General features: G+C 63.3%; 17 protein-coding genes. 10 read left to right on the top strand and 7 right to left on the bottom strand.

What is annotated here, in order from left to right:
* The first annotated feature begins 27 nt into the window (after positions 1 to 27).
* Positions 28 to 969, top strand: a complete 942-nt coding sequence (locus ACVWZA_RS13745) for a diguanylate cyclase (RefSeq protein WP_457311802.1) — start codon at positions 28 to 30, stop codon at positions 967 to 969.
* 123 nt (positions 970 to 1,092) lie between these two features.
* On the opposite strand, the gene ACVWZA_RS13740 is transcribed toward ACVWZA_RS13745, so the two are convergent.
* Positions 1,093 to 2,106, bottom strand: a complete 1,014-nt coding sequence (locus ACVWZA_RS13740) for a LacI family DNA-binding transcriptional regulator (protein WP_457311801.1) — start codon at positions 2,104 to 2,106, stop codon at positions 1,093 to 1,095.
* Between the two features lie 134 nt (positions 2,107 to 2,240).
* Between ACVWZA_RS13740 and ACVWZA_RS13735 the strand changes: the two genes are divergently transcribed.
* The 9 genes from ACVWZA_RS13735 to ACVWZA_RS13695 all read left to right on the top strand — a co-directional run bounded on the left by ACVWZA_RS13735 (position 2,241) and on the right by ACVWZA_RS13695 (position 17,096).
* Positions 2,241 to 3,734: an MFS transporter gene (locus ACVWZA_RS13735; RefSeq protein WP_457311800.1), complete on the top strand. Its 1,494-nt coding sequence runs from the start codon at positions 2,241 to 2,243 to the stop codon at positions 3,732 to 3,734.
* Between the two features lie 618 nt (positions 3,735 to 4,352).
* Complete coding sequence (locus ACVWZA_RS13730) at positions 4,353 to 7,775, top strand: TonB-dependent receptor (protein ID WP_457311799.1); 3,423 nt, start codon at positions 4,353 to 4,355, stop codon at positions 7,773 to 7,775.
* Between the two features lie 89 nt (positions 7,776 to 7,864).
* Positions 7,865 to 9,421, top strand: coding sequence for a tryptophan halogenase family protein (locus ACVWZA_RS13725; RefSeq protein ID WP_457311798.1), 1,557 nt, complete (start codon positions 7,865 to 7,867; stop codon positions 9,419 to 9,421).
* Positions 9,418 to 10,920, top strand: coding sequence for a tryptophan 7-halogenase (locus tag ACVWZA_RS13720; protein ID WP_457311797.1), 1,503 nt, complete (start codon positions 9,418 to 9,420; stop codon positions 10,918 to 10,920). The genes ACVWZA_RS13725 and ACVWZA_RS13720 overlap by 4 nt, the downstream gene beginning before the upstream one ends.
* Positions 10,917 to 11,957, top strand: coding sequence for a cupin-like domain-containing protein (locus tag ACVWZA_RS13715; RefSeq protein ID WP_457311796.1), 1,041 nt, complete (start codon positions 10,917 to 10,919; stop codon positions 11,955 to 11,957). The genes ACVWZA_RS13720 and ACVWZA_RS13715 overlap by 4 nt, the downstream gene beginning before the upstream one ends.
* A 41-nt stretch (positions 11,958 to 11,998) precedes the next feature.
* Positions 11,999 to 14,020, top strand: coding sequence for a glycoside hydrolase family 97 protein (locus ACVWZA_RS13710; RefSeq protein WP_457311795.1), 2,022 nt, complete (start codon positions 11,999 to 12,001; stop codon positions 14,018 to 14,020).
* A 47-nt stretch (positions 14,021 to 14,067) separates the two neighbouring features.
* The gene (locus tag ACVWZA_RS13705) at positions 14,068 to 14,454 is read left to right on the top strand and encodes a reverse transcriptase-like protein (protein WP_457311794.1); all 387 of its coding nucleotides are present in this window, start codon (positions 14,068 to 14,070) and stop codon (positions 14,452 to 14,454) included.
* A gap of 143 nt (positions 14,455 to 14,597) precedes the next feature.
* Positions 14,598 to 14,906 (top strand): UBP-type zinc finger domain-containing protein, encoded by a 309-nt coding sequence (locus ACVWZA_RS13700; protein WP_457311792.1) that lies wholly within the window; start codon positions 14,598 to 14,600, stop codon positions 14,904 to 14,906.
* 18 nt (positions 14,907 to 14,924) lie between these two features.
* Positions 14,925 to 17,096: a penicillin acylase family protein gene (locus ACVWZA_RS13695; RefSeq protein WP_457311791.1), complete on the top strand. Its 2,172-nt coding sequence runs from the start codon at positions 14,925 to 14,927 to the stop codon at positions 17,094 to 17,096.
* 51 nt (positions 17,097 to 17,147) lie between these two features.
* Here the strand turns inward: ACVWZA_RS13695 and ACVWZA_RS13690 are convergent, their stop codons facing one another.
* Genes ACVWZA_RS13690 through ACVWZA_RS13665 form a run of 6 tightly spaced genes read right to left on the bottom strand, consistent with a single transcriptional unit; the run spans position 17,148 to position 25,686 of the window.
* Positions 17,148 to 18,404 (bottom strand): dipeptidase, encoded by a 1,257-nt coding sequence (locus ACVWZA_RS13690; protein WP_457311790.1) that lies wholly within the window; start codon positions 18,402 to 18,404, stop codon positions 17,148 to 17,150.
* The gene (locus ACVWZA_RS13685) at positions 18,401 to 19,978 is read right to left on the bottom strand and encodes a serine hydrolase (protein ID WP_457311789.1); all 1,578 of its coding nucleotides are present in this window, start codon (positions 19,976 to 19,978) and stop codon (positions 18,401 to 18,403) included. Before ACVWZA_RS13685 ends, ACVWZA_RS13690 begins: the two co-directional genes overlap by 4 nt.
* Positions 19,975 to 21,105: a YkvI family membrane protein gene (locus ACVWZA_RS13680; protein WP_457311788.1), complete on the bottom strand. Its 1,131-nt coding sequence runs from the start codon at positions 21,103 to 21,105 to the stop codon at positions 19,975 to 19,977. Before ACVWZA_RS13680 ends, ACVWZA_RS13685 begins: the two co-directional genes overlap by 4 nt.
* Complete coding sequence (locus tag ACVWZA_RS13675) at positions 21,102 to 22,154, bottom strand: DUF1611 domain-containing protein (protein WP_457311787.1); 1,053 nt, start codon at positions 22,152 to 22,154, stop codon at positions 21,102 to 21,104. Before ACVWZA_RS13675 ends, ACVWZA_RS13680 begins: the two co-directional genes overlap by 4 nt.
* Positions 22,155 to 22,165: 11 nt before the next feature.
* Positions 22,166 to 24,493: a TonB-dependent receptor gene (locus ACVWZA_RS13670; RefSeq protein ID WP_457311786.1), complete on the bottom strand. Its 2,328-nt coding sequence runs from the start codon at positions 24,491 to 24,493 to the stop codon at positions 22,166 to 22,168.
* A 47-nt stretch (positions 24,494 to 24,540) separates the two neighbouring features.
* Positions 24,541 to 25,686, bottom strand: coding sequence for a dipeptidase (locus ACVWZA_RS13665; protein ID WP_457311785.1), 1,146 nt, complete (start codon positions 25,684 to 25,686; stop codon positions 24,541 to 24,543).
* Positions 25,687 to 25,787: the final 101 nt, after the last annotated feature.

The raw sequence follows: 25,787 nt of genomic DNA, 5'->3' as shown, positions 1-25,787 counted from the left end.
GCCGACCGGCCAAGCCGCGGAACCAAGATGAGCTTCATGCAGGAGATCGGTACGCTGGAGCGGCAACTCCGAACCAGTCGCCAGATGTTCCGCGCGAGTTTCCATGCCGCGGCGATCGGCAAGGCGATCATCAGCGTCACCGGCCAGTGCGTCGAAGTGAACCACTCCTTTGCGACGATGCTCGGCTATGCGGCCGAAGATCTTACGGGCATGCACTTTTCCGACTTCACCCACCCTCATGACATCAAGGCCGACCTCCATCTGTTCGAAAGCGTGATGCGCGGCGAGCGCGACACTTATCAAATGGAGAAACGCTATCTGCGGCACGACGGCGAGATCCTGCATGTCCTGCTCAGCGTGACCGTGGTGCGCGAAGAGGACGGCACACCGATCCAGTTCATCTCCGAAATCGTCGACCTGAGCGAGCGCCGGCGAGTCGGCCTCGAACTGCAGGAGGCGAACGCCAGGCTGCGTGAGCAAGTGGTGCGCGATCATCTGACCGGATTGTACAATCGTCGCGGTTTTGAGGAGATGCTCTCCACGCCGATCGGGACGGGCAATCTGGGCGCTCGTTCGGCCTGTCTGTTGCTGATCGACCTCGACAATTTCAAGCATATCAACGACCATATGGGTCACACGGCCGGTGACATGGTGCTGTGCGAAGTGGGCAAAAGGTTGCCGCGACAGGTGCGCGAGAGCGATTATGTCGCGCGTGTCGGCGGAGACGAATTCGGCATCATCCTGCTCGATGCCGACCGGTCTCTCGCCGAGACGATCGCCGAACGGATCGTCGTCGAACTCGGGTCGGCCTTCCAGATCAAGGGATCATGCGCGCATATCGGCGCGAGCGTCGGGATATCCTGTTCCGGCGGTGGCAAGGTCACCCTGCGCGAGATGATGGCCCAGGCCGATGTCGCGCTCTACGCCGCGAAACGCGCCGGTCGCGGGCAATGGAGTCTGGCGACCTAACTTCCCCTTCTACAAGGGAAGAGCTCGGCGCTTCGCACCGAGTGATGCGCTTCGCTGTCACACCCTCCCCTTACCCCTGCCATGAAGGGAGGGGATTGAAACAGCGGACTTAGCCGCCCCCGTTCAGGCGCCGCAGGATTCGCGGACGATCAGGTTGGTGGGCAGGCGTTCGGGCTGATAATTATTCTCGTGATCGAGGATCCTCGACACCAGTTTTCGTCCACCCTCCTGCGTGTCCTGCCGGATCGTGGTCAGCGCCGGCGTGCTCAGGCGGCTGAGCAGCATATCGTCATAACCGACCACCGAAACATCTTCGGGCACCGACAGGCCGACGCGCCGGATCGCGCGGATCGCGCCGAGTGCGATCAGGTCGCTCGACGCCACGATTCCGTCGAACGCCACGCCGCGGCGAAGCAGGCCGCTGACCGCCGCTTCGGCGGATTCCAATTCGAATTCGACCGGCGCGACCAGCTTTGGATCGACCTCCAGCCCGCTCTCCTTCATGCCGTCGAGATAACCGCGGCGGCGCTGCAATGCCTCGGGATCATTGCCGCCGAGAAAGATGATCGTCTTGCGGCCCATCCGCGCCAGATGCAGCGTGGCCCGCCTGCCGCCGGCCAGATTGTCGGTGCCGATCGAGCAATATTTCTGCCCCGGCAGCTCGGCACCCCACACGACGAAGCGCGCATCGGTCCCGGCCAGCCGGTTGAGTGCATCGTGCAGCATGCTCTGGCCGAGAAAGATCACGCCGCTGGCGCGGCTCGTCGTGGTGGTCAGGACCAGGTCCTCGTAATTCTTCGGCGCGGTATGGCTGACGGTGACATCGCACGCCCGCGCACGCGCCGCCTCGCCGATATTGGCGAGCAGTTCGAGGAAGAACGGATGCGACAATGGCAGCGGCCCGCCGCGCATATGCGGCGTCACGATGGTGATCGCGCCTTCCGCGCCGATCGGGCCGGATGGCATGTAGTGGCGGAACGGATATTCATGGTCGCGCGCCAGCGCCCAGATGCGCTGTTTGGTACGCGTGCTGATCAGCGGCTGATCGTTGAGCGCGCGCGACACCGTCGAAACCGAGACTCCGGCGAGCTTGGCTAGGTCCTGCAGTGTTGTATTGTTGTTGCTCCTGCTGCCCATTGCGTCCAAGCTTAACCACCGATTTCGACCACCTTAATGCATCGAAACGGGGGGAATGCAAGCAAGGGGAGGACCGCGTGCGACAACGCGGGATCGGTACAGCGACCCACATGGGAACCCGAATGGCGGCCCGAATGCCGGGGAGGCCGCGCCTTGCATTCTTTCAGATATGGAACCTGTGCTGCGGCCTGTTCGGGGTGCAAATCGCCTGGGGCCTGCAGAACGTCAACACCAGCCGCATCTTCCAGACGATGGGCGCGGACGTCGATGAACTCGCCATATTATGGATCGCGGCACCGATCACCGGCCTGCTGGTGCAGCCGATTATCGGCCATCTCAGCGATCGCACGCGCGGGCCGCTCGGTCGCCGCCGGCCCTATCTGCTTGGCGGCGCGATCCTGAGCGCGCTGGCGCTGTTTGCCATGCCCAATGTCCATTCGCTGCTGTCGGCAAGCCTGATGCTGTGGCTGCTCACCGCGTCGATCAATGTCGCGATGGAGCCGTTCCGCGCCTTCCTCGCCGATATGCTGCCCGAAGAACAGCGCACTACCGGCTTTGCGATGCAGGTATTCTTTATCGGGCTTGGCGCGGTCTTCGCATCGGCTTTACCCTGGATGCTGACTCACTGGTTCGGGGTGAGCGGCCAGGCCGGACCGGGGCAGTTGCCGCTATCGGTTCATCTGGCATTCTATATCGGCGGCACGACTCTGCTCGTGGCGGTAATGTGGACGGTGTTCACCACGACGGAGAGTCCCGGCCCGCTCGACACACCCGAGCTGGCCGGCCACACCGTGCCGACCGCCAGCGGCAGCGCCGCGCTCACGCGCGCCGGCATGTTATGGGCGATCGGCGGAATCGCGCTCGCGCTGATCGCCGCGGTGCAGGGATATGAACGCGAAATCTATGTCGTCGCGGCGATCGCCCTGCTGTTCGGCGTGACGCAGATCGCAGCGGTGTGGCTGCGCCGTGCCGGCCGGACCTCGCTTGGGCTGATCGAGATCGTCGAGGACATATTGCACATGCCCCGCGTGATGCGACGGCTGGCGGTGGTCCAGTTCTTCACCTGGTTCGGCATGTTCGCGATGTGGGTCTATGCCGTCCCGGCGGTCGCCACGCGCCATTATCGCACCACCGACGTCGCATCCGCCACCTATGGCGCGAGTGCGGACTGGGTCGGCATATTGTTCGCGGGCTATAATGGCGTGGCGGCGATCGTCGCTCTTCTGCTGCCCGCGCTGGTTGCGCGGATCGGCCGGCGCGCGAGCCATGCTTTATGCCTGCTGCTCGGCGCCGTGGGGCTGGTCGGGTTCGTCCTGCTCGACGATCCCCGGCTGTTATGGTTGCCCGCGATCGGCATCGGCTGCGCCTGGGCGTCGATCCTCTCGATGCCCTACGCGATGCTGTCCGACGCGGTGCCATCGCATAAAATGGGCGTCTATATGGGCATTCACAACATGTTCCTGGTGCTGCCGCAGCTCATCGCCGCCACCGTACTCGGCTTTCTGGTCGAGCATGTGTTCGGCGGGCAGGCGATATCGGCGCTTGCCCTGGCGGCTGGATCACTCGCGCTGGGCGCTGTCTGCACATTGGCCATTCCCGAAAAGACCGACTGCGCCACCATCGCTTGAACTTTCGACCATCCCGCGCACCGTAGTGATCCGGCTCTGGCGAGTCGGCGATTTTTCGCTGCGTCGAGCCCGATCAATGCAAATGTTGCATAAACTGCTTCGCTCTGGATTGGTTTTCGGGAAATGCGCGCGTCATTCATCAACGCATGATTACTGATCCCGGGACCGATTTACTCGATTGTCGCCGAAAATATCCTGTGATATCAACTGATAAATCAGTATCGCGTCAGGTGAGATTATCGCTCTTGCGTTCGCCGCAAGTTTACGCAAAGATATGCAAGTTGGAGCTTGGGGGTCGATCAGCGATCCTGCGGCTCGATCATCCAGCGGGCATGACTGCAACAAAGCAGCGCCGCGGACCGAGGGGGGATATTTTATGGGATTTCGCGCACCGCGCGCGCTGCCTCGATCGGGCCGGAACACCGCCATGCCGGTGTTCGCGATCGCGGCGCTTCGAACATCTTTGCCATTACCGACCCGGTGCCGCGCGGCGCCGGGCATTCGGTTGACGGCCTGAATTGGGGATGGTGTCGGGCAAGGCTGCCCCGGCATCTGTGTAGTGGAAGATCGATCGCTTCGTTCGAGAAGCGGCAAACGGGAGGGGATATGATGAAAGACATGCGTTCGAATCGGGGCCGTGGCGCCATTTTGTGTGGGGCGTCGCTGACGGCGCTGATGGCGATGGGCTTGGGTGGCGCTGCACAGGCGCAGACGTCGCTCGCTGCCAACGCAGTGGCCGATGCAGCGGTCCAGCCGCAATCATCGTCCGGCAGCGCGCCGGCGACGGACGTGGCAGCCGACGATACCGACATTGTCGTGGTCGGCGTGCGCCAGGCGCTCGCAACCGCGCAAAATACCAAGAAGAACGCCGACACGGTGGTCGATTCGATCTCGGCGACGGACATCGGCGCCTTTCCCGACAAGTCGGTCGCGGCAGCACTTCAGCGCGTGCCCGGTATCACCGTCTCGCGCCTCCAGTCGAGCGACGACAGCACCCATCCTTCGGGCGAACCGACCGGCGTGCTGATCCGCGGCCTGCCGCAGGTCCGCACCGAGTTCAACGGCCGCGACAGTTTCTCCGCCGACGCATCGCGCGGGCTCAACTTCAACGACGTCTCGCCGGAACTCATGGCGGGCGTCGACGCCTACAAGAACCAGACCGCCGAGATGATCGAGGGCGGCATCGCCGGAACGGTCAATTTGCGCACTCGCCTGCCGCTCGATACCGAGGGCCTGCTTGTCGCGGGCAATTTCAAGGCCACTTATGGCGACCGGTCCAAGGACTGGAATTATGAATATTCCGGTATCCTGAGCTATTCGGCCGATACCGCCATCGGCAAATTCGGCCTGCTCGCCAATTACGCCCATTCGCATGTCGTGACGCGCACCGAGAGCGTGATCATGGACAAGATCGACACCTATTGCTCGGCCGGTGCGGTCGATGCCTTAGGCCAGGCGATCATCAGCGCCGACGGCACGATCGGCTGTACCGCCAATCCGTTCGGCGGCACCAGCTGGGCCTATGCGCCCGACGGTATCCGCTATTCGCAGGTCGATTATGATCGCACCCGGCGCGGCATCGCGCTGGCCGCGCAATATGAGGATCCGACCGGCGATTTCCGCGCCAGTGTGCAATATAATGATTCCAGATATCGCAATGCCTGGCTCGAGCGCGCCTCGCACACGCTCTTCGACGGCAATTATTACGGCACGTCCGCCTTCAACCCGCGCTCGTCAACCACCCTCGGCCCAGCACCCGGCACGTCCGCCTTCGTGTTCGGCCCGAACGGAATGCTGCAATCGGGCACGCTGACCCAGGGTCATGGCACTTGGCGCGGCAGTTTCGACAGTGTGCAGACCGCGATCGACACCGGCTCGGCCGTTCCCGGCCTGCCGTTCGTCAATTTCTGCGGCGCCGGATCGTCCTGCAGTTCGCTGCGCGATGGCCTTTACTTCCAGAACGAAGCACGGAACTTCGATCATAGCGAACGGACCCAGGATCTTTCCGCCAATATCAAATGGGATCTGAACGACCGGCTCCACCTCAATCTGGATGTGCAGAAGATCTGGGCCCACACCAAAAACAACGACATTCTGGTCGCCGTCGGATCGATGGCGAACATGGAATACAGCGTGGACCGCGACGGCACGCCGACGGTCAATCTGTTGCCGGGTTCGAACGTCAATTATGCGCCGGGCGGGCTCGCCAATCCGCACAATTACTGGCTTCCGTTCATCCAGGGCCATCTGGAAGACAATGACGCGGACGAGTTCGCGCTGCGCGGCGACGTGGAATATGAGTTCGCCGATGGCGGTTGGCTCAACTCGCTCAAAGTCGGTGTGCGCTATGCCGATCGCAGCCAGACGGTGCGCTATTCGACCTTCAACTGGTCGCCGATCGCCGCCCCCTGGAACTGCAACGGGCCAGGCTTCAACATCGACAACACCGCGCCGGCCGTTTACCCCGCCTGTGCGCAGCCGCATGACGATTTCCAGGGCTATGGTGCGGGTATCTGGGAATCGACCAGCCTGGGCAGCGGTTTCTACAATGGCAATGTCTATGACAATGGCAATTTGGTCTATCTGAACCGCGAGACGCTCAGGAATTTCGACTCTCTCGTCTCATCGCTGAGCAAGCCTAACACCAACTCGCCGCTCGACCCCGGCTGGTCGCCGATCTGCGACCGGAGCGGCCTCATCGCCGATAGCTGTTTCCTGCCGCAGGAAGTGATGCAGGTAAAAGAAAAGACGACCGCCGGCTATGCGATGCTGCGCTTCGGCGGGGATGACAAGACGATCTTCGGAGACGTTGGCATTCAGGGCAATATCGGCGTCCGCGTGGTCAGGACCAGTATCGACAGCGTCGGCAATATCGGTTTTCCGAATGCGAATACTTTTGATAATGCGACACCCTGTTCGGGTCCCCGGCCCGTCAATTGGGTCGTAAATCCAAGCTGCTTTCTGACACCTACGGTTCGAGCCTTCGCAAATGGCGGAAGCGAAGCCAACAATTACAAGACAGACTATACCAACGTCCTGCCGACCTTGAACGTTCGCTTCGGTCTCGACAGCAAGCAGTTCATCCGCTTCGCGGCATCGCGCGCCATGTCCCGTCCGGATTTCGGCCTGTTGCGGAATTTCGTCGCCATTCAGGCACCGGTCTACGACGGCACCGCAACCTCCCCCTATATCGTGCGTGACGCACAGGGAAACATCACGGGATATAATTTCGTGTTCCGCGCGGAATCGGGTTTTGCCGGACTGAAGCCGGTACTCGCCGATCAGTTCGACCTCACCTATGAACGTTATATGGGCAAGAGCAGCTCATTCAGCTTCGGCGCGTTCTACAAACAGCTGCACAACAGCATCGCCTATGGCGACTTCACGCGTGAACTCACCAACAATGGCTCGACCCAGACGGTGTTGTTGCGCGGGCCGCGCAACGAGAAGGGCGGCGGCAAGCTCTATGGCTTCGAAGCTGCGTACCAGACCTTCTTCGACTTCCTGCCCGGAGCGCTCAAGGGTCTGGGTACCCAGGTCAACTACACCTTCGTCAAACAGTCGGGGATCAACAATTCGAACCTGATCGCCGTGGGCGCGCTCGATGCCGGCGGCACCGGTGGCCAGGGCGCCGGGCTGGACGTGAGCGGCGGCCGCGGCCCGGTGATCGATTCGCATCGCCTGGCGGGTATCTCCGATCACACCTTCAACATTGTCGGCCTGTACGAATATGGCCCGGTCGGCCTCCGCGTCGCCTATAACTGGCGGTCGCGCTTCCTGACCAACAATCTCGACTGCTGTATCGGCCTGCCGGTGTTCCAGAAGGCAGCCGGTTTCCTCGACGGGTCGCTGCGCGTCTCGGTCAATAAATATATCGAGCTGTCGGTCGAGGGATCGAACCTGCTCAACACGACGACGGTGTATCAGCAGCAGATCTTCGGCGACACGATAAGGACACCGGGCGCCAAGCCGGTCTTTCTCGACTCGAACTGGGGACGCAGCGACCGGCGCTTCCAGTTCGGCGCGCGGTTCAAGTTCTGACCTTCCCTTGGCGTCGTCGCGCACTGCGGCGACGCCTTTTTTCCGATGTGGTCGGGTAACAGACGCGCGTGCAGCAGGAAGAAGCAACCATGCCCCCGCCCCCGTTCGGGATCGTCCCCCGGTTCAGGATCGTCATCGTCGGCGGCGGCACGGCTGGCTGGATGTGCGCGGCGGGGCTGATCGGGCGGCTCGACCCGGCGGACTATGCGGTCACCCTGATCGAGTCGGACGAGATCGGCACGGTCGGCGTCGGCGAGGCGACCCTGCCGCACATCAAGATCTTCAACGACATGCTCGGCATCGACGAAGCCGAATTCATGCGCGAGACCCAGGCCACGTTCAAACTGGGCATCCAGTTTCGCGACTGGCACCGCAAGGGCGAGGCTTATATCCACCCGTTCGGCGTGTTCGGCGAACCATGGGGCGGGGTCGATTTCCAACATCACTGGGTCCGTGCACGACTGGCGGGCCGCGACGTCGCACCGCTCGACGCCTATTCCTATGCGGTCACCGCTGCCCGGCTCCATGCCTTTGAATTTCCCAACGAAGACCTCAAATCGATCCGCTCGACCTATGCTTATGCCTATCATTTCGACGCCGGCCTTTATGCCCAGTTCCTGCGCCGGTGGACGGTCGCGCGCGGGGGCCGGCGGATCGAGGGTCTGGTCAACGACATCGCGCGTGACGCGCAATCGGGCGATATCACGGCGCTGACGCTGAAATCCGGCGAGCGGATCGAAGGCGATCTGTTCGTCGACTGCACGGGTTTCCGCTCGATGCTGATCGGCGGCACATTTGACGTCGCATGGCAGGATTGGACGCACTGGCTGCCATGCGATCGCGCGCTGGCGGTGCCGTGCGACCGGACGGATGACTTCCCGCCCTATACGCGGTTGACGGCGCAGCGCGCCGGCTGGACCTGGCGCATTCCGCTGCAGCACCGGACCGGCAATGGTTACGTCTTTTCGAGCCAGTTCATCGAGGTCGAGGACGCACGCGACACGTTGCTCGCCCAACTCGACGGTGCGGCGCAGGGAGAGCCGAGACTGCTGCGCTTCTCGCCCGGTCGACGGGTTCGGGCATGGGCGGGCAATTGCGTCGCGATCGGCCTGGCGAGCGGTTTTCTCGAACCGCTGGAATCGACCAGTATCTTCCTGATCCAGGCCGCGGTCATCGACCTGATCAACCTGATGCCGTCCGCCGGTCAAAGCGGAAAGATCGACCCGCGGCTGGCGAGCGAGTTCAACCGTCTCGCCGAGATGCAATATGAGCGTGTGCGCGACTTCCTGATTCTGCATTACATCGCCAATGAGCGGATCGGCGAACCGCTGTGGGACTATGTCCGCGACATGACGGTGCCCGACAGCCTGGCACACAAGATCGAACTGTTCCGATCGCGCGCGACCGCCCCCAATTACCAATATGGACTGTTCGCGCGCGACAGCTGGCTGTCGGTGCTGATCGGGCAAGGGATCATGCCGGGCGGTTATGACCGGCTGGCCGATGCGCTTGACCTCGACACGCTCGACACGAAGCTGACCGACCTGGCCGACCGGATCGCGACCAACACTGCGGCGATGCCGTCGCACAGCGAGTTCGTAGCGGGGTATTGTGCCGGCGCCGATGTGGCGGGGATGCCGTCATGAGTGACCTGGCGCCGAGCCGGGTGGTGGTCGCCGGCCGCGACGCGGCGTTGTGGATCTCGGCCAGCGTCATCCAGCGCGCGCTGGGGCCGGCCGGGGTGAAGGTCGAGGCGGTCGAGCTGCCGAGCCGATTGCGCGCCGCCGATGTCATCGTGACGCAGCCGCCGCTCGAGGCGCTGCACAACCAGCTGCGGCTCGATGAGGCCGTGTTGCTGCGTACGACCGGCGGCAGTTTTTCCTTCGGGCAGAATTTCGTCGACAGCAGCGGCACGACCCCGTCCTTCATGCACGCGAGCGGATCCTATGGCGCGCCGATCGATCGCAACGCCTTCTTCCCTTATTGGGTCAAGGCACGCGCGTTCGGGCTGGATGTCGCGTTCGAGGATTTCTGCCTGACCGCCGCCGCCGCGAAGCAGGGGCGGATGATGCTGCCGGACGAAGCAACCGAGACGTTTGGCCGGACCGATTATGCCTATCACCTGCCGGCCATTCGTTATGTCGCCACGCTGAAATCGCTGGCCGCTCGGTTCGGCGTGGTCATCAATCGTGCGAGCGAGATGAGCGTCGAGCGCGACGCCGAACACGGTATCCGCGCGCTGACACTCGACGGTGGGCGCCGAATCGATGGCGAACTGTTCGTCGATACGACCGGACCAGAAGCGTTGCTGATCGGCAAAGCACTGGGCGTCGGGCGCGAGTCCTGGCGCGCGCAATTCGGGGTCGATCGCAAGCTGAGCGCGCAGGCACCGCACTTCGCCTCGGTTCCAGCCTATGGCGAGATCCGCGCTTCGGCCGCAGGCTGGACCGGGCTGTTCCCCAGCCAGATCGCGACCCATCTCGTCCACGCTTATTCGAGCGCCCGGTGCAGCGACGATGACGCGCTGCGCGCCATGGTGGTGGCATCGGGGCTGAACGTCACCGACGCGGCGATCGAGACGATCGATCCCGGTCGAAGTCTCTCCGCATGGGAAGGCAATTGCATCGCGATCGGCGCGGCCGCGTGCGCATTCGACCCGGTCCATGGCGTCGATCTCCATGCAAGCCAATTGGGGCTGGTCCATCTGCTTCAGCTGTTCCCGGTGAGCGGGCAGTTCGCCGCCGAACGCGCCGAATACAACCGGCTGATGCGATCCGCGCAGGAGCGCGTGCGCGACTTCCAGGCGGCCTATTATGCGCTCAACCGCTATGGCGATTCCCCGTTCTGGTCGGCGGCGCGCGAGGGCGAGCGGCCGGACTCGCTGGCGCACAAGATCGCGACCTTCGCGGCACGCGGCGATGTCGCGCCGATGGAGGACGAGAGCTTCTCGATCGACAGCTGGCAGGCGCTGTTCGTCGGCCTGGGGCTGATGCCCGAAACCTGGCCGCCGGCGATCAATCGTACCCAGGCCGATTTAATGAAGCAGGAGTTCCGCCGCATCCTGGGTTTCATCAAGCAGGAGGTGCTGAAACAGCCGACGCACGATGGGTATCTGGCCAGCTTCTGCCGGAGCGAAGCGGCATGAACGCGGCCGTGGCACATCACCTGGAGATCGACCCGTTCGATGCCTTGCCGCGCGTCGCGAGCGGATCGGCCGCCTCCCCCGCCGAGCTGCAGGCCCTGGCGGCGGCCGGACTACCGCTGGTGCTGACCGGCCTGTTCGATACCTGGCCGGCGCTGGCGGCGGGGCGACAATCGGCCGAACGGCTCAACGACTATCTTCGGGCGATGGATCGCGGCCTACCGGGGCCGGTGATGGAAGCGCCGGCGCGGAGCGGCGGGCGCTTTGGTTATGCCGCCGACCTGCGCGAGTTCAGCTTCTCCAAGCGTCAGCGTGCGATGCGCGAGACGCTCGACCGGATCGAGCGGCTGACCGGCATGCCCGATGCGCCCTATGTCGCGATCCAGATGCTGCCACTGGCCAGCGACCTGCCCGATTTCGTGCGTGACAACCCGATGCCGCTACTGCCGGCCGTGCCGCCGCGCTTGTGGCTGGGCGGCGCAGTACGCACCCAGACGCATAACGATCGCGACCATAATCTCGCTTGCGTGATTGCGGGCCGGCGGCGCTTCCTGCTCTTCCCGCCCGACCAGGTCGGCAATCTTTATATCGGCCCGTTCGACAACCCGCCGCCTTTGTCGCTGGTCGATCCCGAAGCGCCCGATCTCGATCGTTTCCCGCGTTACCGCGACGCGATCGGCGCGGCGCAGGTGGCATATCTCGCGCCGGGCGATGCGATCCTGATGCCGAAATATTGGTGGCATCATGTGACCTCGCTCGATCCGTATAATGCGATGGTCAATTACTGGTGGGGCGACGCCGCAACCGGCATCGAAAACCCAAACGACATATTCCTGACCGCCCTGCTCGCGATCAAGGATCTGCCGCCGGGCGAGCGCACCTATTGGCGTGCGATGTTCGAGACATATGTTTTTGCTGACGACGACAACGCCGTTGCGCACATCCCCGCGCCGCTGCGCGGCCTGCTCGGGCGCGCCAGCCAGCACTTGCGGGCGACATTGAAACAGCAATTGCTCAAGGCCTTTCTCAAATCCCCCTGACGCCGCCGCCCCGGCCCCTTGCTCCCCAGAAAAGAGACCTGATGATGATCTTCCGTTCCCTCCTAACGCTTGCCGCATTAAGCGGTGCGACCGCCGCGCAAGCCGCAACGCGCGAATGTGCCCAGTCGCCGGGCAAGGTGATCGAGGTCTGTGTGTTCGTCGAGGGCGGCCAAGCCTTTTACGCCGTGAGCCGCAAGGGCGCCGTCGTGCTCGCGCCCTCTGCGCTTGGGCTGCAGTTCGCGGGCGAGCCGGGTACGCGCTACAGTGCGGTGAGTGCCGCGCGGCGCACGACCTCGGACAGCAATTGGGAACAACCCTGGGGCGAACAGCGCCTCATCCGCGACAATCATACCGAGTTGAGCGTGACGCTGTCCGGCGACACGCCGCTCAACAAAAGCGTCGGCCTGACCTTCCGCCTGTTCGATGACGGGATCGGGTTTCGCTACGGCTATGGCGCGATTCCCGCCGGCCAGGCCGTGTCGGTGACTGGCGACCGCACCCAGTTCCACACCGTCGGTGCCTATCAGGCCTGGTGGTATCAGGGCCTCGGCCAGGAGCGCGACGAATATCTCTATACCCAGACCGATGCGCGGCGCATCACGCTCGCCGAGACGCCGCTGACCCTGAAAGGCGAGAACGGGCTGTACCTGTCGTTCCACGAAGCGGCTCTGGTCGATTTCCCGAGCATGCTTCTCGAAGGTAATGGCACCGGCACCTTGACCGCTTGGCTAATGCCCTGGCCGGACGGCGTGCTGGCGCGCAAGACCGGTCCGTTCACCACGCCGTGGCGCACCATATTGATCGGCGACAGCGCCGGCGCGCTCGCCGACAGCCGGATCGAACTCAATCTCAACGAGCCGAGCAAGATCGCCGATATCTCGTGGTTCAAGCCGGGCAAATATGTCGGCGTGTGGTGGGAAATGCATCTCGCCAAAACCACCTGGGGCAGCGGCGTGCGACATGGAGCGACCACCGCCAATGTCGAACATTATATGGACTTCGCCGCAAAGTACGGATTCGACGGCGTGCTGGTCGAGGGCTGGAACCAGGGCTGGGATGGCGACTGGATCGCCAATGGCGACAAGTTCAGCTTCACCAAATCCTATCCCGATTTCGACCTGAAGTCGATCATCGCTTATGGCAAAGCCAAGGGCGTCAAGCTGATCGGGCATCACGAGACCGGCGGCGCGGTGGTCAATTACGAGAACCAGATCGAGGACGCGATGAAGCTCTATCAGAGCGTTGGCGTGTCCGCGGTGAAGACCGGCTATGTGCGGCACAGCGGTGAGATTATCGACGCACAAGGTGGCCATCAATGGTTCGCCGGGCAATATATGGTGCGTCACAATTTGCACGCAGCCCAGGTCGCGGCGAAATATCACATCGCGATCGACGCGCATGAACCGGTCAAGGACACCGGCATGCGCCGCACCTGGCCGAACATGATCAGCCGCGAAGGCGCGCGCGGCCAGGAATTCAATGCCTGGGGCAGGCCGACCAACCCGCCCGAGCACACCGTGATCCTGCCCTTCACGCGCATGCTGGGGGGGCCGATGGATTATACCCCGGGCATTTTCGACATCCCGCGCGGCACGACCGAACTGACACGGCGCGTACAATCGACCTTGGCGACGCAGCTCGCGCTCTATGTCGTGCTTTACAGCCCGGTGCATATGGCGGCCGACCTGCCGGAGAATTACGAAGCGCGGCCTGACGCGTTCCAGTTCGTCCGCGACGTACCGACCGATTGGGAGACATCGAAGACGCTGGCCGGCGAGATCGGCGACTATATCGTCGTCGCGCGCCAGCCACGCAGCGGCAAGGACTGGTTCCTCGGCGCGCTGACCGATGAGTCCGCGCGCAAACTGACCCAGCCGCTCGACTTCCTCACGCCGGGCAAGAAGTATGAAGCGCAAATCTATCGCGACGGGCCGGGCGCGGATTACCGCACCAACCCGACCGCGCTTCAGGTCGTCAAACAGGCCGTGACCAGCAAGGATAGCCTGACCTTCGATATGGCGCCCGGCGGCGGCACGGCGATTCGGTTCAGGCTGATCGATTGATGCGGTAGCGATTCCCCAATATCAGGCGGCGGCGTTATACAGGCGATATGAGGCGGCAGCGCAGGATCAGGATTTTCTTCGATGGCGGCTGCCGCCCCAACCCCGGCGAAATGGAGATCGCGGTCGTCGCGTTGGGCCGCACTTATGTCTCGCAGAATCTCGGGCTCGGTACGAACAGCGACGCCGAGTGGCTGGCGCTGATCGAGGGTTTGCGTATCGCGCGGTCGCTCGACCTGACCAACTTCGTGCTGGTCGGCGATTCCGCGATGGTGGTGAACCAGGCCAATGGCGCTAAATGCGGCAGCACCGAACTTCGCGCCCATCTGGAAACATTCCGGGCACTCGCTTTGCCTTTGGGCAGCGCGCGGGTCAGACGGATCGGGCGAGCGCAGAATCTCGCCGGGATCGCGTTGGCGAATTTACACGATCGCTGAACGGGCCCACCTGGCTTCGCGGCTTGCGCGGACGGTTAGAGTCGTACGCCCGGTCGATGCGGTCGAGTGATGCCGGGCTTTCTGCCGGCGGCGCGCGCTGTTAGCATCGTGCCCGATCAGAGGCGCGACGCGGGATATTCCAGATGACCGACACTTGTCCCCATCAACAGGGCATCGCGGATGTGACGCCGAGCGCGGATGGCTGCGAGGAATGTATGCGCATCGGCAGCTGGTGGGTCCATCTACGGCTGTGCCGGACCTGTGGCCATGTCGGTTGCTGCGACGATTCGCCCAACAAGCACGCGACCAGACATTACCATGCCACCAGCCATCCGATCATCGAGGGTTATGATCCGCCCGAAGGATGGGGCTGGTGTTATGTCGATGAAATCGACTTCGACCTGAGCGACCGGATGACGCCGCACCCGCGGCCGATCCCGCGATTCATCTAGGGCAGGGGAAATGATGCGATGTCGATAAAAGCCGCGCTGCTGGCGCTTTACCTGTCCATCCCTGCGGTCGCGCATGCCGCGCCCGGCGCGGAGATGCTGCGCTGGAAGGCGCAGGCGGCGCGGGTCACCATCACGCGCGACGATTGGGGCATTGCGCATGTCGCCGGGCGCAGCGACGCCGATGCGGTGTTCGGCATGATCTACGCCCAGGCGGAGGATGATTTCGGGCGGGTCGAGGCCAATTACCTGACCGCGCTGGGCCGCACAGCCGAGGCGCAGGGCGAGGCGAAGATCTGGCAGGATCTGCGCCAGCGTCTCTATGCCGATCCGGTCGGCCTGAAGGCGCGCCATCGCGCCAGCCCGGCCTGGCTGCGCAGCCTGATGCAGGCCTGGGCCGATGGGCTGAACTATTATCTCGCGATGCACCCGCAAGCGCATCCTGCTGTGCTGACCCGTTTCGAGCCGTGGATGGCGCTGTCCTTCACCGAGGGTAGCATCGGCGGCGATATCGAGCGGATTCCGCTATCCGGCCTGGCCAGTTTCTACGGCAAGCAGCAAGTCGCCGCGACCGCCGAGGAGCGCGGGGCTATTCCGAAAGAACCACGCGGATCGAACGGCATCGCGATCGCACCGAGGAACACGGTCGCCGGCCGCGCGCTGTTGCTGATCAACCCGCACACCAGTTTCTATTTCCGGTCCGAGCTGCAGATGACCAGCAGCGAGGGCCTCAACGCCTATGGCGCGGTGACCTGGGGACAATTCTTCATCTATCAGGGCTTCAATTCGAAGGTCGGCTGGATGCACACATCGTCCGGCGTCGACAATGTCGATCAGTTCGCCGAAGACATGGTGCGGCAGAATGGCAAGACCTTCTATCGCTATGGCAAGGCATTGCGGCCGGTGACCAGCGACACGATCGCCCTCGCCTTTCGCAAGCCCGACGGATCACGAAGCGAGCGATCGTTCACTGTCTATCGCACGCATCATGGGCCTGTGGTCGGCGAGCAGAAAGGACGCTGGATCGCCCAGGCGCTGATGTGGAAACCGATACCCGCGCTCGAACAAAGCTGGCTGCGCACCAAGGCGACCGATCTCGGCTCCTATCTCAAGGTCGCGGCACGCCAGGCCAATTCATCCAACGATACGCTGTTCGCCGACAGCAAGGGAGAGATCGCTTATCTCCACCCGCAATTCGTCCCGATCCGCAGCGATCTGTTCGATTATACTCAGCCTGTCGACGGATCGGATCCGGCGACCGACTGGAAGGGGCTGCATCCGCTCGCCACGCTGCCGAGCGTGATCGATCCCACGGTCGGCTGGGCCAAGAACACCAATAACTGGCCGTGGACGGCGGCCGGCCGGGACAGTCCAAAGGCGGCGGATTTCCCGCGATACATGGACGATGCGGGCGAGAATGCGCGTGGCGTGCATGCCGATATGCTGTTGGCGGGTCGGCATGATTTCACACCCGAGCGGTTGATCGCGGCGGCGTATGACAGCTACCTGCCCGCCTTCGCCACGTTGATCCCGCAGCTCACCGCCGCCTTCGACGCGCTGCCCGCCGCCGACCCCGCGCGCGTCAGGCTCGCCGGGCCGATCACTGCGCTGAAGGGTTGGGATTATCGCTGGGGCGCCCAATCCGAGGCGACCTCGCTAGCTGTGTTCTGGGGTGATGCGCTGTGGGGCGAGGTCGGGTCGTTCGCTCAGGCCGAGCGGATCGACATGCCCTCCTATATCGCCAAGCGCGTTTCGCCCGAGGCGAAGCTGGCGGCGCTGAGCGCGGCGGTCGATCGCCTGACCCGTGATTTCGGCGGCTGGCGCGTACCATGGGGCCGGATCAACCGCTTCCAGCGGATCGACGATTCGATCGAACCGCATTTCGACGACAAGAAGCCGAGCATCGCGGTACCGTTCACCTCGGCGCAATGGGGTTCGCTCGCCTCTTTCGGGGCGAAGCGTTATCCGAATACGCGCAACTATTACGGTAGCAGCGGCAACAGCTTCGTCGCGGTGGTCGAGTTCGGCCCCAGGGTCCGTGCCTGGGCAGTCACCGCCGGCGGCGAAAGCGGTGATCCAGCGTCACCGCATTTCAACGATCAGGCGCAGCGTTACGCCGATGGTCGGCTGCGCCCGGTCTATTTTTATCCCGAGGATCTGAACGAGCATGTTGCACGGCGGTATCATCCGTGATCGCCACTGCCCGTTCGGGCTGAATGTCCCTTCCCGCGGGCCGCTTTCGTCCTAGCGCTTCGTAACCGCCTTCATCGATGCAGCGGTCTTTTCCGCCCCTGCCATCACTCGCAGGATGTTGCCGCCGGCCAGCTTCGCGATGTTCGCGTCGCTCCAGCCGCGCCGCATCAATTCGGCCATCAGCTTGGGATAGGTCGAGACATCGCCAAGGCCATCGGGCAGATTATTGCCGACGCCATCGAAATCCGATCCAATGCCGACATTGTCGAACCCCGCGACACGCGCGATGTGATCGATATGGTCGGCGACCTGCGCCAGGGTTACGCGCGGCGCCGGATGTTCCTTGCGCCAGGCGTCGAGCGCGGCGGTCGCCTTGTCCGGCTGACCGATCAGCAAGCCGCCATAGGGCGGTGAGTTGAGCCGGGCGCGTTCCGCCGCTTCATCGGCGGCCCAGCGCCGATAGGCGTCGGAGACATAATTCGGCGCGTAGTTTACCATCACCAACCCGCCATTTGCCGCGACCAGTTTGAGCACCTCGTCGGATACGTTGCGCGGATGATCGTCGAGCGCCCGTGCGCTCGAATGCGAGAAGATCACCGGCGCCTTCGACACGCGCAGCGCGTCGCGCATCGTCGCTTCGCTGACATGGCTGAGATCGACCAGCATGCCGAGCCGGTTGAGTTCGCGCACCACGCCTTCGCCGAACTCGGTCAGGCCGTCATGCTTGGGATTGTCGGTGGCGGAATCGGCCCAGTCGATCGTCCGGACATGAGTCAGCGTCAGATACCCCGCGCCAAGATCATGATAGGCGCGCAGCACCGCCAGGCTGCCATCGATCTGGCCGCCGCCCTCGACGCCGATCAGCGACGCGATGCGGCCTTCGCGCTGGATGCGCCGTACATCGTCGGCGGTGCGGGCGAGTGCGAAAGTTTCCGGGTAGCGCGCGACCATGCTGTGAACCAGGTCGATCTGCTCGATCGTTTCCTTGACCTGTTCGGGTCCGGGCAGGTCGGCCGACACAAAGACCGACCAGAACTGACCACCGACCATGCCCTTGCGCAGGCGTTCGATATCCGTGTTGTACGGCGCCGGCTTGCGATCGAGGCCGCGACGCAGGTCGAGCGTCCAGCGCCCCTCGCCTTCGCGCTCGCGCAGCACCTCCGGCCAGTCGTTATGACCGTCGATGATCGGCGTCGATTTGAGTACGCGCGCGACGCGTGCCGCCTCGTCCTGCGCCAAGGCAGGCGCGGCACAGGCGAGCAGCGCCGTCGATACGAACAGGCCAGTGCCCTTGATGGTGCGGATCATTTGGCGGGAGCGACCGGAGCGAAGAGAAGATCTTGATAATCGTAACTGAAATCCGCAATTGGAGAGACCGGCTTCATCGTGATTCGCTCCACTTTACCCTCGGCATCGAGGCCGAAGGTCACATATGCCGGTTCGATCGTCTTGTCGTCAAACCGCGTGACGAACGTGTCATATTGCCAATGTTCGAGCCGCCCGCCCATGCGCGGGGTCGATTTGAAATCGATCGTCAGGCCCGATTTACCCTGCGCGACCGCGATATTACCGTACCATGGATCGGCGAACGTGCCGGTGTAGCGCGTCAGCGCGAGCGACGGCCCGACCTTGGCCGGCCTGGTCCCGCTTGCCTTGAACATCGCCAGCCCCTTGGCGACGCGGTCCTTTTTGTAAGCGGCGAATTTCTCCGGCCATCCCGCCTTGGGCAAGTCCATATAATGGTCGAGCAATTCGTACATCAGCCCGATGATCAGTTCGCCGTCCTCGCTGTTGATTTCGATCGAGAATCCGACATTCTTTTCCGGGATCAGCACGACCGCGGTCTGGAACCCGAACACCGCGCCGCCGTGCCAGATGATCTTCGCGCCGCGATAGTCCTGCACGTCCCAGCCCAGCGCATAAGTGTAGAACATCGGCTGAGTCAGTTTCAAGCTATCGGGCTTGGGCGAGATCGGCTGCAGCGTCACCGGCGCCCACATCTCCGCCGCCTGCACTTCGCTGTAGAGCTGCCCGCCGCCGGGCAGCTTGCCGTGCGCGAGCTGGACGGCAAGCCATTTCGCCATGTCGGTCGGGCTGACCGCGAGACCACCTGCCGGTGCCGCGTTGCGCGCCAGGCCGTCGCGCTCGTCGATCACTTCCTGATTGCCGATGCCGCGCAACCCGCTGCTCATCCGCGCATGCGGCTGGGCCCGGTCGGCGGTGGCGAAATAGCTGTCATCGTCGCTGGTCGATACGGTCATGCCAGCCGGTTTCAGCACATGATCGACGACATACTTCTCCCAGGTCTCACCCGAGACGGATTCGATCAGCTGGCCGGCGACCATGTAGAGGACATTGTCATAGGCATAGCCGCTGCGAAAACTGGTCGCCGGCTTGATATAGCGCAGCCGCTTGACCGCTTCGGCGCGCGGCAGGTCACTACGCGGCACGAATAACAGGTCACCCGCGCCGAGGCCAAGGCCGCTGCGATGGACCAGCAGGTCGCGGATCGTCATCTCGCGCGTCACCCAGGGATCGTACATCTGGAAGCCGGGCAAGCGGTCGATCACCTTGTCGTCCCAGCCGATCTTGCCGGCATCGACCAGCGTGGCAAGCGCCGCCACGGTAAACGCCTTGCCGGTCGATCCGGTCGGGAAGATGGTATTGGGGGTGACCGGATCGTTCGAACCGAGTTTCTTCTCACCCCAGCCTCGCGCCAGCACGGTCTTGCCGTCCTCGACGATGGCAATCGCCATGCCGGGCACGCCGGTCGCCTTGCGCAAGGTTTCGACACGCGTCTCGAGATCCTTGGGCGGCGCCGCCCAGAGCGGCGTAGCGAGTTGGGTCGATGCGAGCGCAAGTGCGAATACGAGCCGTTTCATTGGACCTCCGGGGTTGGATTGTCGCGACGCCACAGGCGGAAGACGCCGAGCGTCATCAGCGGCAGGACGTAGACGGCGAGGAAGATATAGGCGAGCGCGCGGTACCCCTTGGCGATCAGGGTCACGAGCCCGAAGCGATCGGCAAGCAGCATGCACATGACGAGCAGCGCGATCGCGATCGTCAGCCGCCAGCCATTGCCGAGTACCGCGCCGCGCCGGATATGCCAGGCCTTGGCGACGCGTTCGTTGACGGCATGGACCGCGCCCGTGCCGCTTTCGAGCAGGGCGGCGAAGATCATCAGCTGAAACAACAGGTGGAATACCGGATTGCCGAGCTTGGTCAGCAGGTAATCCGATGGCAGCACCTCGGTGCCGATCTGCGGATAAAAGGCGATCATGCACACAAAGAAGATGATCGCCGGGATCATCGCCAGCGGCCCCGCGATCAGCCCGGCGACCAGCGCGTCGCGGTCGCTGGTCATGTGGCGCAGCACCGGCAAGATCACCACCGCGCCGATGATGTTGTAGCCGGCATAAGTGATGCCGCCGAGCGCCCAGCCATCCGAGACGGCCGGTATGGCGAAGCCGGTGGCGATACGGTCGCCGAAGCCGGACAATGCGAGCACCAGGAACAGAGCATAGACGCCGTAGAGCAGGAACGAGACATATTTGAACAGCTGCTCGACCGCCGTGTTGCCGTAACCGGCAAAGATCGCGATCCCGGCCATCAGCGCGAGCGTGCCGATGATCGGCGGCAGCCCGAGCGCGGCCTGCGCGATTGCCCCCGCCGCTGCACCGAACACCGCGAGGATCAGCACGATGAACAGGATATAGGCGATCTCGAACACCGCCCAGCCGCGGCCGAGCAGCGCCTCGAAGAAGCTGCGATAGTCGCGCGCGCCGGTCATTCGCGCGAACAGGAAGGTGGCGGCGGCGACCGCACTCCAGATCAGCATCGCCAGGATCATGCCGGCGAGCCCGCCCCATGGGCCGCTGGGCAGGAAGAATTCGGCGAGTTCGCGCCCGGTCGCATAGCCGCCACCGATGATCACCGCCTTGAAGGCGAACCCGGGCAGCAGGAAACGCTGGAACCAGCTCGGCCCGGCGCCTGCCGCCGCCTGCGTCATGCGAGGCAAGCGTCGATGAGTTGCTCGAATGCAGCGCCACCGCGGATCGGGTCGGCGACCGGGAGGCCGAGCCGGTTGGCCTCGGCAGCGATCAGCGATTCCGCTGTATCCGCGCCGAGCGCCCCAGTGTTGAGGCTGATCCCGACGCAACGGATCGCCGGATTGGTCAGCCGGCCGAGCGCCACGGTCTGTTCGATCACCGTCTCGATCGAGGGCAAGGTATAACCGGGATGGCCGAGCATCGCGGTGCGTCCGGGCTCATGGCAGACGACGAACAGATCAGGCTGACTGCCATGGAGCAGACCCAGCGTCACCGCGCCATAGGCCGGATGGAACAGCGACCCCTGCCCCTCGATCACATCCCAATGATCGGCCGGCGCGTCGGGGCTGAGCATTTCCGCCGCGCCGGCCAGAAAGTCCGACACCACCGCGTCCATCGGGATGCCACCCCCGGCGATCATGATGCCGGTCTGCCCGGAGGCGCGGAAGTCGGCCGCGACGCCGCGCGCCTTGAACGCGCGGGCGATTGCCAGTGCGGTATATTTCTTGCCCAACGCGCAATCGGTGCCGACGGTCAGCAACCGCTTGCCGCCGCGTTTTGCGCCAGTGCCGACGCGAATACCCGGCGGCGGCGTGCGCACGTCGATCAGGTCGCGACCAAGGCGGTCGGCGGCGTTGCGCAAGGCGGGCATATCGCCGAGCTTCATATGCATGCCGCTGACCAGGTCCAGCCCGGCCTCGAGCGCCTCGACCAGACCGCCGATCCAGCTCTCGGGGATCATGCCGCCCGCATTGGCGACGCCGATGATCATCGCACGCGCGCCCTTCAGCCGCGCCTCGGCCGGAGAGAGGCGCGGCAATCCGGTCGAGACTGCCGCGCCAGCGAGCACGAATTCGCCGACGCAGGAGTCAGGTGCCCAGTCGCGCAGGCCGAACGCGGTCTTGGCATAACCCGGTTCGGTCGTGTCCCCCAGGAACAGGAGATAGGGTTGCGGTATTTGCTCGAACATGGATTCGCGCGGTTTACGCCGCTTAAGTGCGCTTGCCATATTGTCGCTCATCAGAAGCTGACGCCAAGGCTCGCGCCAATCGTGCGCGGCCGGATGACGCCGGTGTCGATCGCGCCGGCCGGATAATTGCCCAGCGCACCCGTCGATTGTTTGCCATCGCTGTCGCCCAGATTCTTGACATAGGCCTCGATCGAGAAGCGATCCAATGTCACGCCCGCCCGCAAATCGATGACTTCGTACGAGGCAATCTGCCGCTGGCGACCGTTGGCCGTGCGGAAGGCGTTATCGAACGCCGCATTCTGCTTTGACAGGAAGCGGAGCGAGCCGCCGAGATAGGCGGTCGCCTGATCGCCAACCGCCCAGTGATAGTCGCCGTTCGCGCTGACGCTGATTTTCGGCGTGTAAGGCAGCTTGTCGCCCGCCCGTCCGCCTACCAGGTTAGGACCGGGAACGCCGTTGGTGATGACAGTCGTGTCGCTGGTCAGCCGAGCATTGGTATAGGCACCGTTCAGCGACACCTCGAAACCCTTGATCGGCCGCATCGACGCGGTGAATTCGACGCCATCGCTCTTCGCGCCACGACCGTTGGTATTGACGTTGAACGAACCGATCGCGGCAATCAGCTGAATACGGCTCCAATCGATATGGTAGGCCGACAGGTCGATGCTGAACGTCCGATCGGGTGTCTGGAACTTCACGCCAGCTTCATAGCTGATCACCGAATCCGATTGATAGGTCCGGACACTGTCCGGCGCGCCGGGCGCGAGCGCGTTCGGGCCGCCGGGGCGGAAGCCCTTGGCAACGCGCGCGTAGATTGCGAGGTCTTTGCCGAACTTGAGCTTGGGCGCGACCGAATAGGTGAACACGTTGTCCGACGAATTCTGTGACAGGTCGGACGTGCCGCCGGTGAGTGCCGGCAGTCCGTCGGTGGTCTGACGCCCAATCTGGCTGTTGTGACTGTAGCGGCCACCAAGGTCGATATCGAACATGTCTCCCAGGTGGACAGTCGCATTGGCGAAGCCAGCAATTTCCTCATATTTCGAATTGAGCCCGACAAGCGCCAGTAGCGGGAGGGTCGTGATGACGGTGGGGCCAGCAAGCGCGTTAATGGTGCCGGCCGGAAGCGTCGTGATCGGGGTCAATGTTCCAGGCGCCACCAAGATATATTGTTGACGGATCAGACCCTTCTCGTGCGTGTAATAGCCGCCGAGAACCCAATCGAGCACTGGGCTGCTAGACGAGGCCAGGCGCACTTCCTGGGTGAATTTGTCGACATTGGTGTTCTGCGCGAGAAGAGCTTCATTCGGGAGGAACGCAGTCGGCGTCGCACCAACCCCGGGCACCTGGAAGATGAAGCCGAACGTGCCGCTCAACGAATTTGTTATGTCGGTCCGCTGCGTTTTGTGCTGCGTGCTGTAGCTGCTCGACGAGGTCAGCGTGGCAAAACCGAGATCGAAATCGGCGACGCCGTTATAGATGCGATAATCGATATTCTTGAACGGCGCGACGAAGATGGACTGGGTTGGACGACCGTAAAGCGTCTTCAGCGTCGCCGGGTTGCTCTCGACCGTGGTCGGTGCGTCGGTTTCGATATTCTGCACCAGCGCGTTCAGGCGGAACGACATCGTGTCGGTCGGCTTGAACAGCAGCGATGCACGACCGCCAAAGTTCCGCGAGCCGTTGATATTGTCACGAACCCGCGATCCGCCGGTGCCGATCGAATCGATGAAACCGCCATCGTTACGGTACGACCCCGAAGCGCGAAAGGCGAGCGTGCTCGACAGCGGTACGTTGACGACGAGATTGCCGTAATAGGATGTGTCACCGCCCCTGGTCGTCTCGACACCGGCGCGGCTGCGCACGAGGAAATGTTCGGTATCGGGCGCGTTGGTCACGAACTTGAGCACGCCACCGAGCGAGCTTGCACCGTAGAGCGTGCCCTGCGGCCCGCGCAGCACTTCGATCCGCGCCACGTCGAAGGTGTCGAAATCGCCGGCGAGGATCGCGCCGTTGGCAAGGCCGCTGCTCGACCCGAACGGAGTCTCGTCCTCATAAACCGCGACCGTCGAGGCGACTCCGCCGGTGTTGAGGCCGCGAATGACGAGGCGGCTTTCCCCGGGCGTCGACTGGGTAAGCTGGAGGCCTGGAATGAGCTTCAGATAGTCGCCGAACGTCGCCGCGTGCTGCTCCGCGAGCGCAGCGCCCGATACTACCGTGATCGATTGCGGCACATCGATCACAGTCTGTTCGCGCTTTTGCGCGGTGACGATGATGTCCTCATCGGACAGCGTGGCGGCATCTTGCGCGAAAGCGGGCATTGAAAGTGCGAGCAATGATAGAGCCGTCGAGGTCGCGAGCGTCTTGCGAATATTGGTCATGATCTTTTCCCCTTAAATATAGTTCGAGCCGTCTTCGCGGCGTTTTGTTACTTCCAGACAGCGCCGAGCAGGCGGCGGAAGTTGCCGCCGAGCACCAGCGCGATATTGGCGTCGGACCAGCCGCGCCGGATCAGTTCCTCGGTCAGGTCGAACATCTTCATCGGATGATCGAACCCCTCGATGTCGATCTTCTCGCGAAAGGCGTAGCTCGCCTTGTAACTTGCCTTGAGCCGGGCATATTGGTCCGGGGGCATGTCGTCATAGCCGTTGAGATCGGCGTCCGAGCCGATCCCGACATGGTCGATCCCGATCAGCTTCACGACATGATCGATATGGTCGACCATGTCCGACAGGGTGGTCGGATCCTTGTCCTTGACGAACATGCGCACACCGCTGATGCCCATCACGCCATCGGTCTTGCCAAGCGCGAGGATCGCCTCGTCGGTCTTGGCACGCGGATGGTGCGACAATGCGCGGCAGTTGGAATGGGTGATGGCGATCGGCTGTTTCGACAGCTTGATCGCGTCGAGCGTGGTGCGGTCGCCGCTATGCGACACATCGACGAGCATGCCCGCCGCGTTCATCGCCGCGATGATGCTCTCGCCGAAATCGCTGACCCCGCCATCGACCCGGTCGGTGCTGCCCGACCCGATCAGATTCTGCGAATTATAGGTCAGCTGCGCGCAGCGCAGGCCAAGCCGATAGAACAACAGGACATCTTCGGGCGCGGAGAATTGTTCGGCATTCTGGATGCCCATGATCATGCCGATCTTGCGCTCCTTCTTGGCGCGATCGAGATCGTGCACGCTGCCGACGAGCGAGAAGAGGTCGCTGTTGCGCCCGGCGAAACCCTGCCATGCGGCAAGGAAGGTCAGCGCCTCCTCACGTGCCTGTGGCCCGCCAATACCTTCGGAATTATGGAAGCCGGTGATCCCGCAGCTGCGAAAATCAGCGATTTGTTGCGCGGTCAGCGGGCGTGAAAAGACGTCGGGCGAAAAGTCGATCTTGGGCACTGCCAGCATGTCGATGACCAGAGTCTTTTCGATCAGGTCGAGCGCGCGCTTCGAATATCGCTTCGTCGAGCCCGGCGCGGCAGCGAAGCTGCCGGAATTGATCATCGGGAAACCAAGTGACGAGCCCGCGACCAGGCCTCCGATCACGACGCGACGGCTGAAGCGGGGCAATGTGGTCATATCGATCCCCTTTCTCGTGTTCGTGGCCTATTTGGGATACTATTGTCCTGATCGGAGAATTGTCAATGGCTATCGTAAAGGCCAGGTGGTTTGCTGACGAT

It is taken from the genome of Sphingomonas sp. UYAg733 (assembly GCF_054057355.1).
Note: the sequence above shows the minus strand (reverse complement) of the source record. Positions and strands in the feature narration are given on the sequence as shown.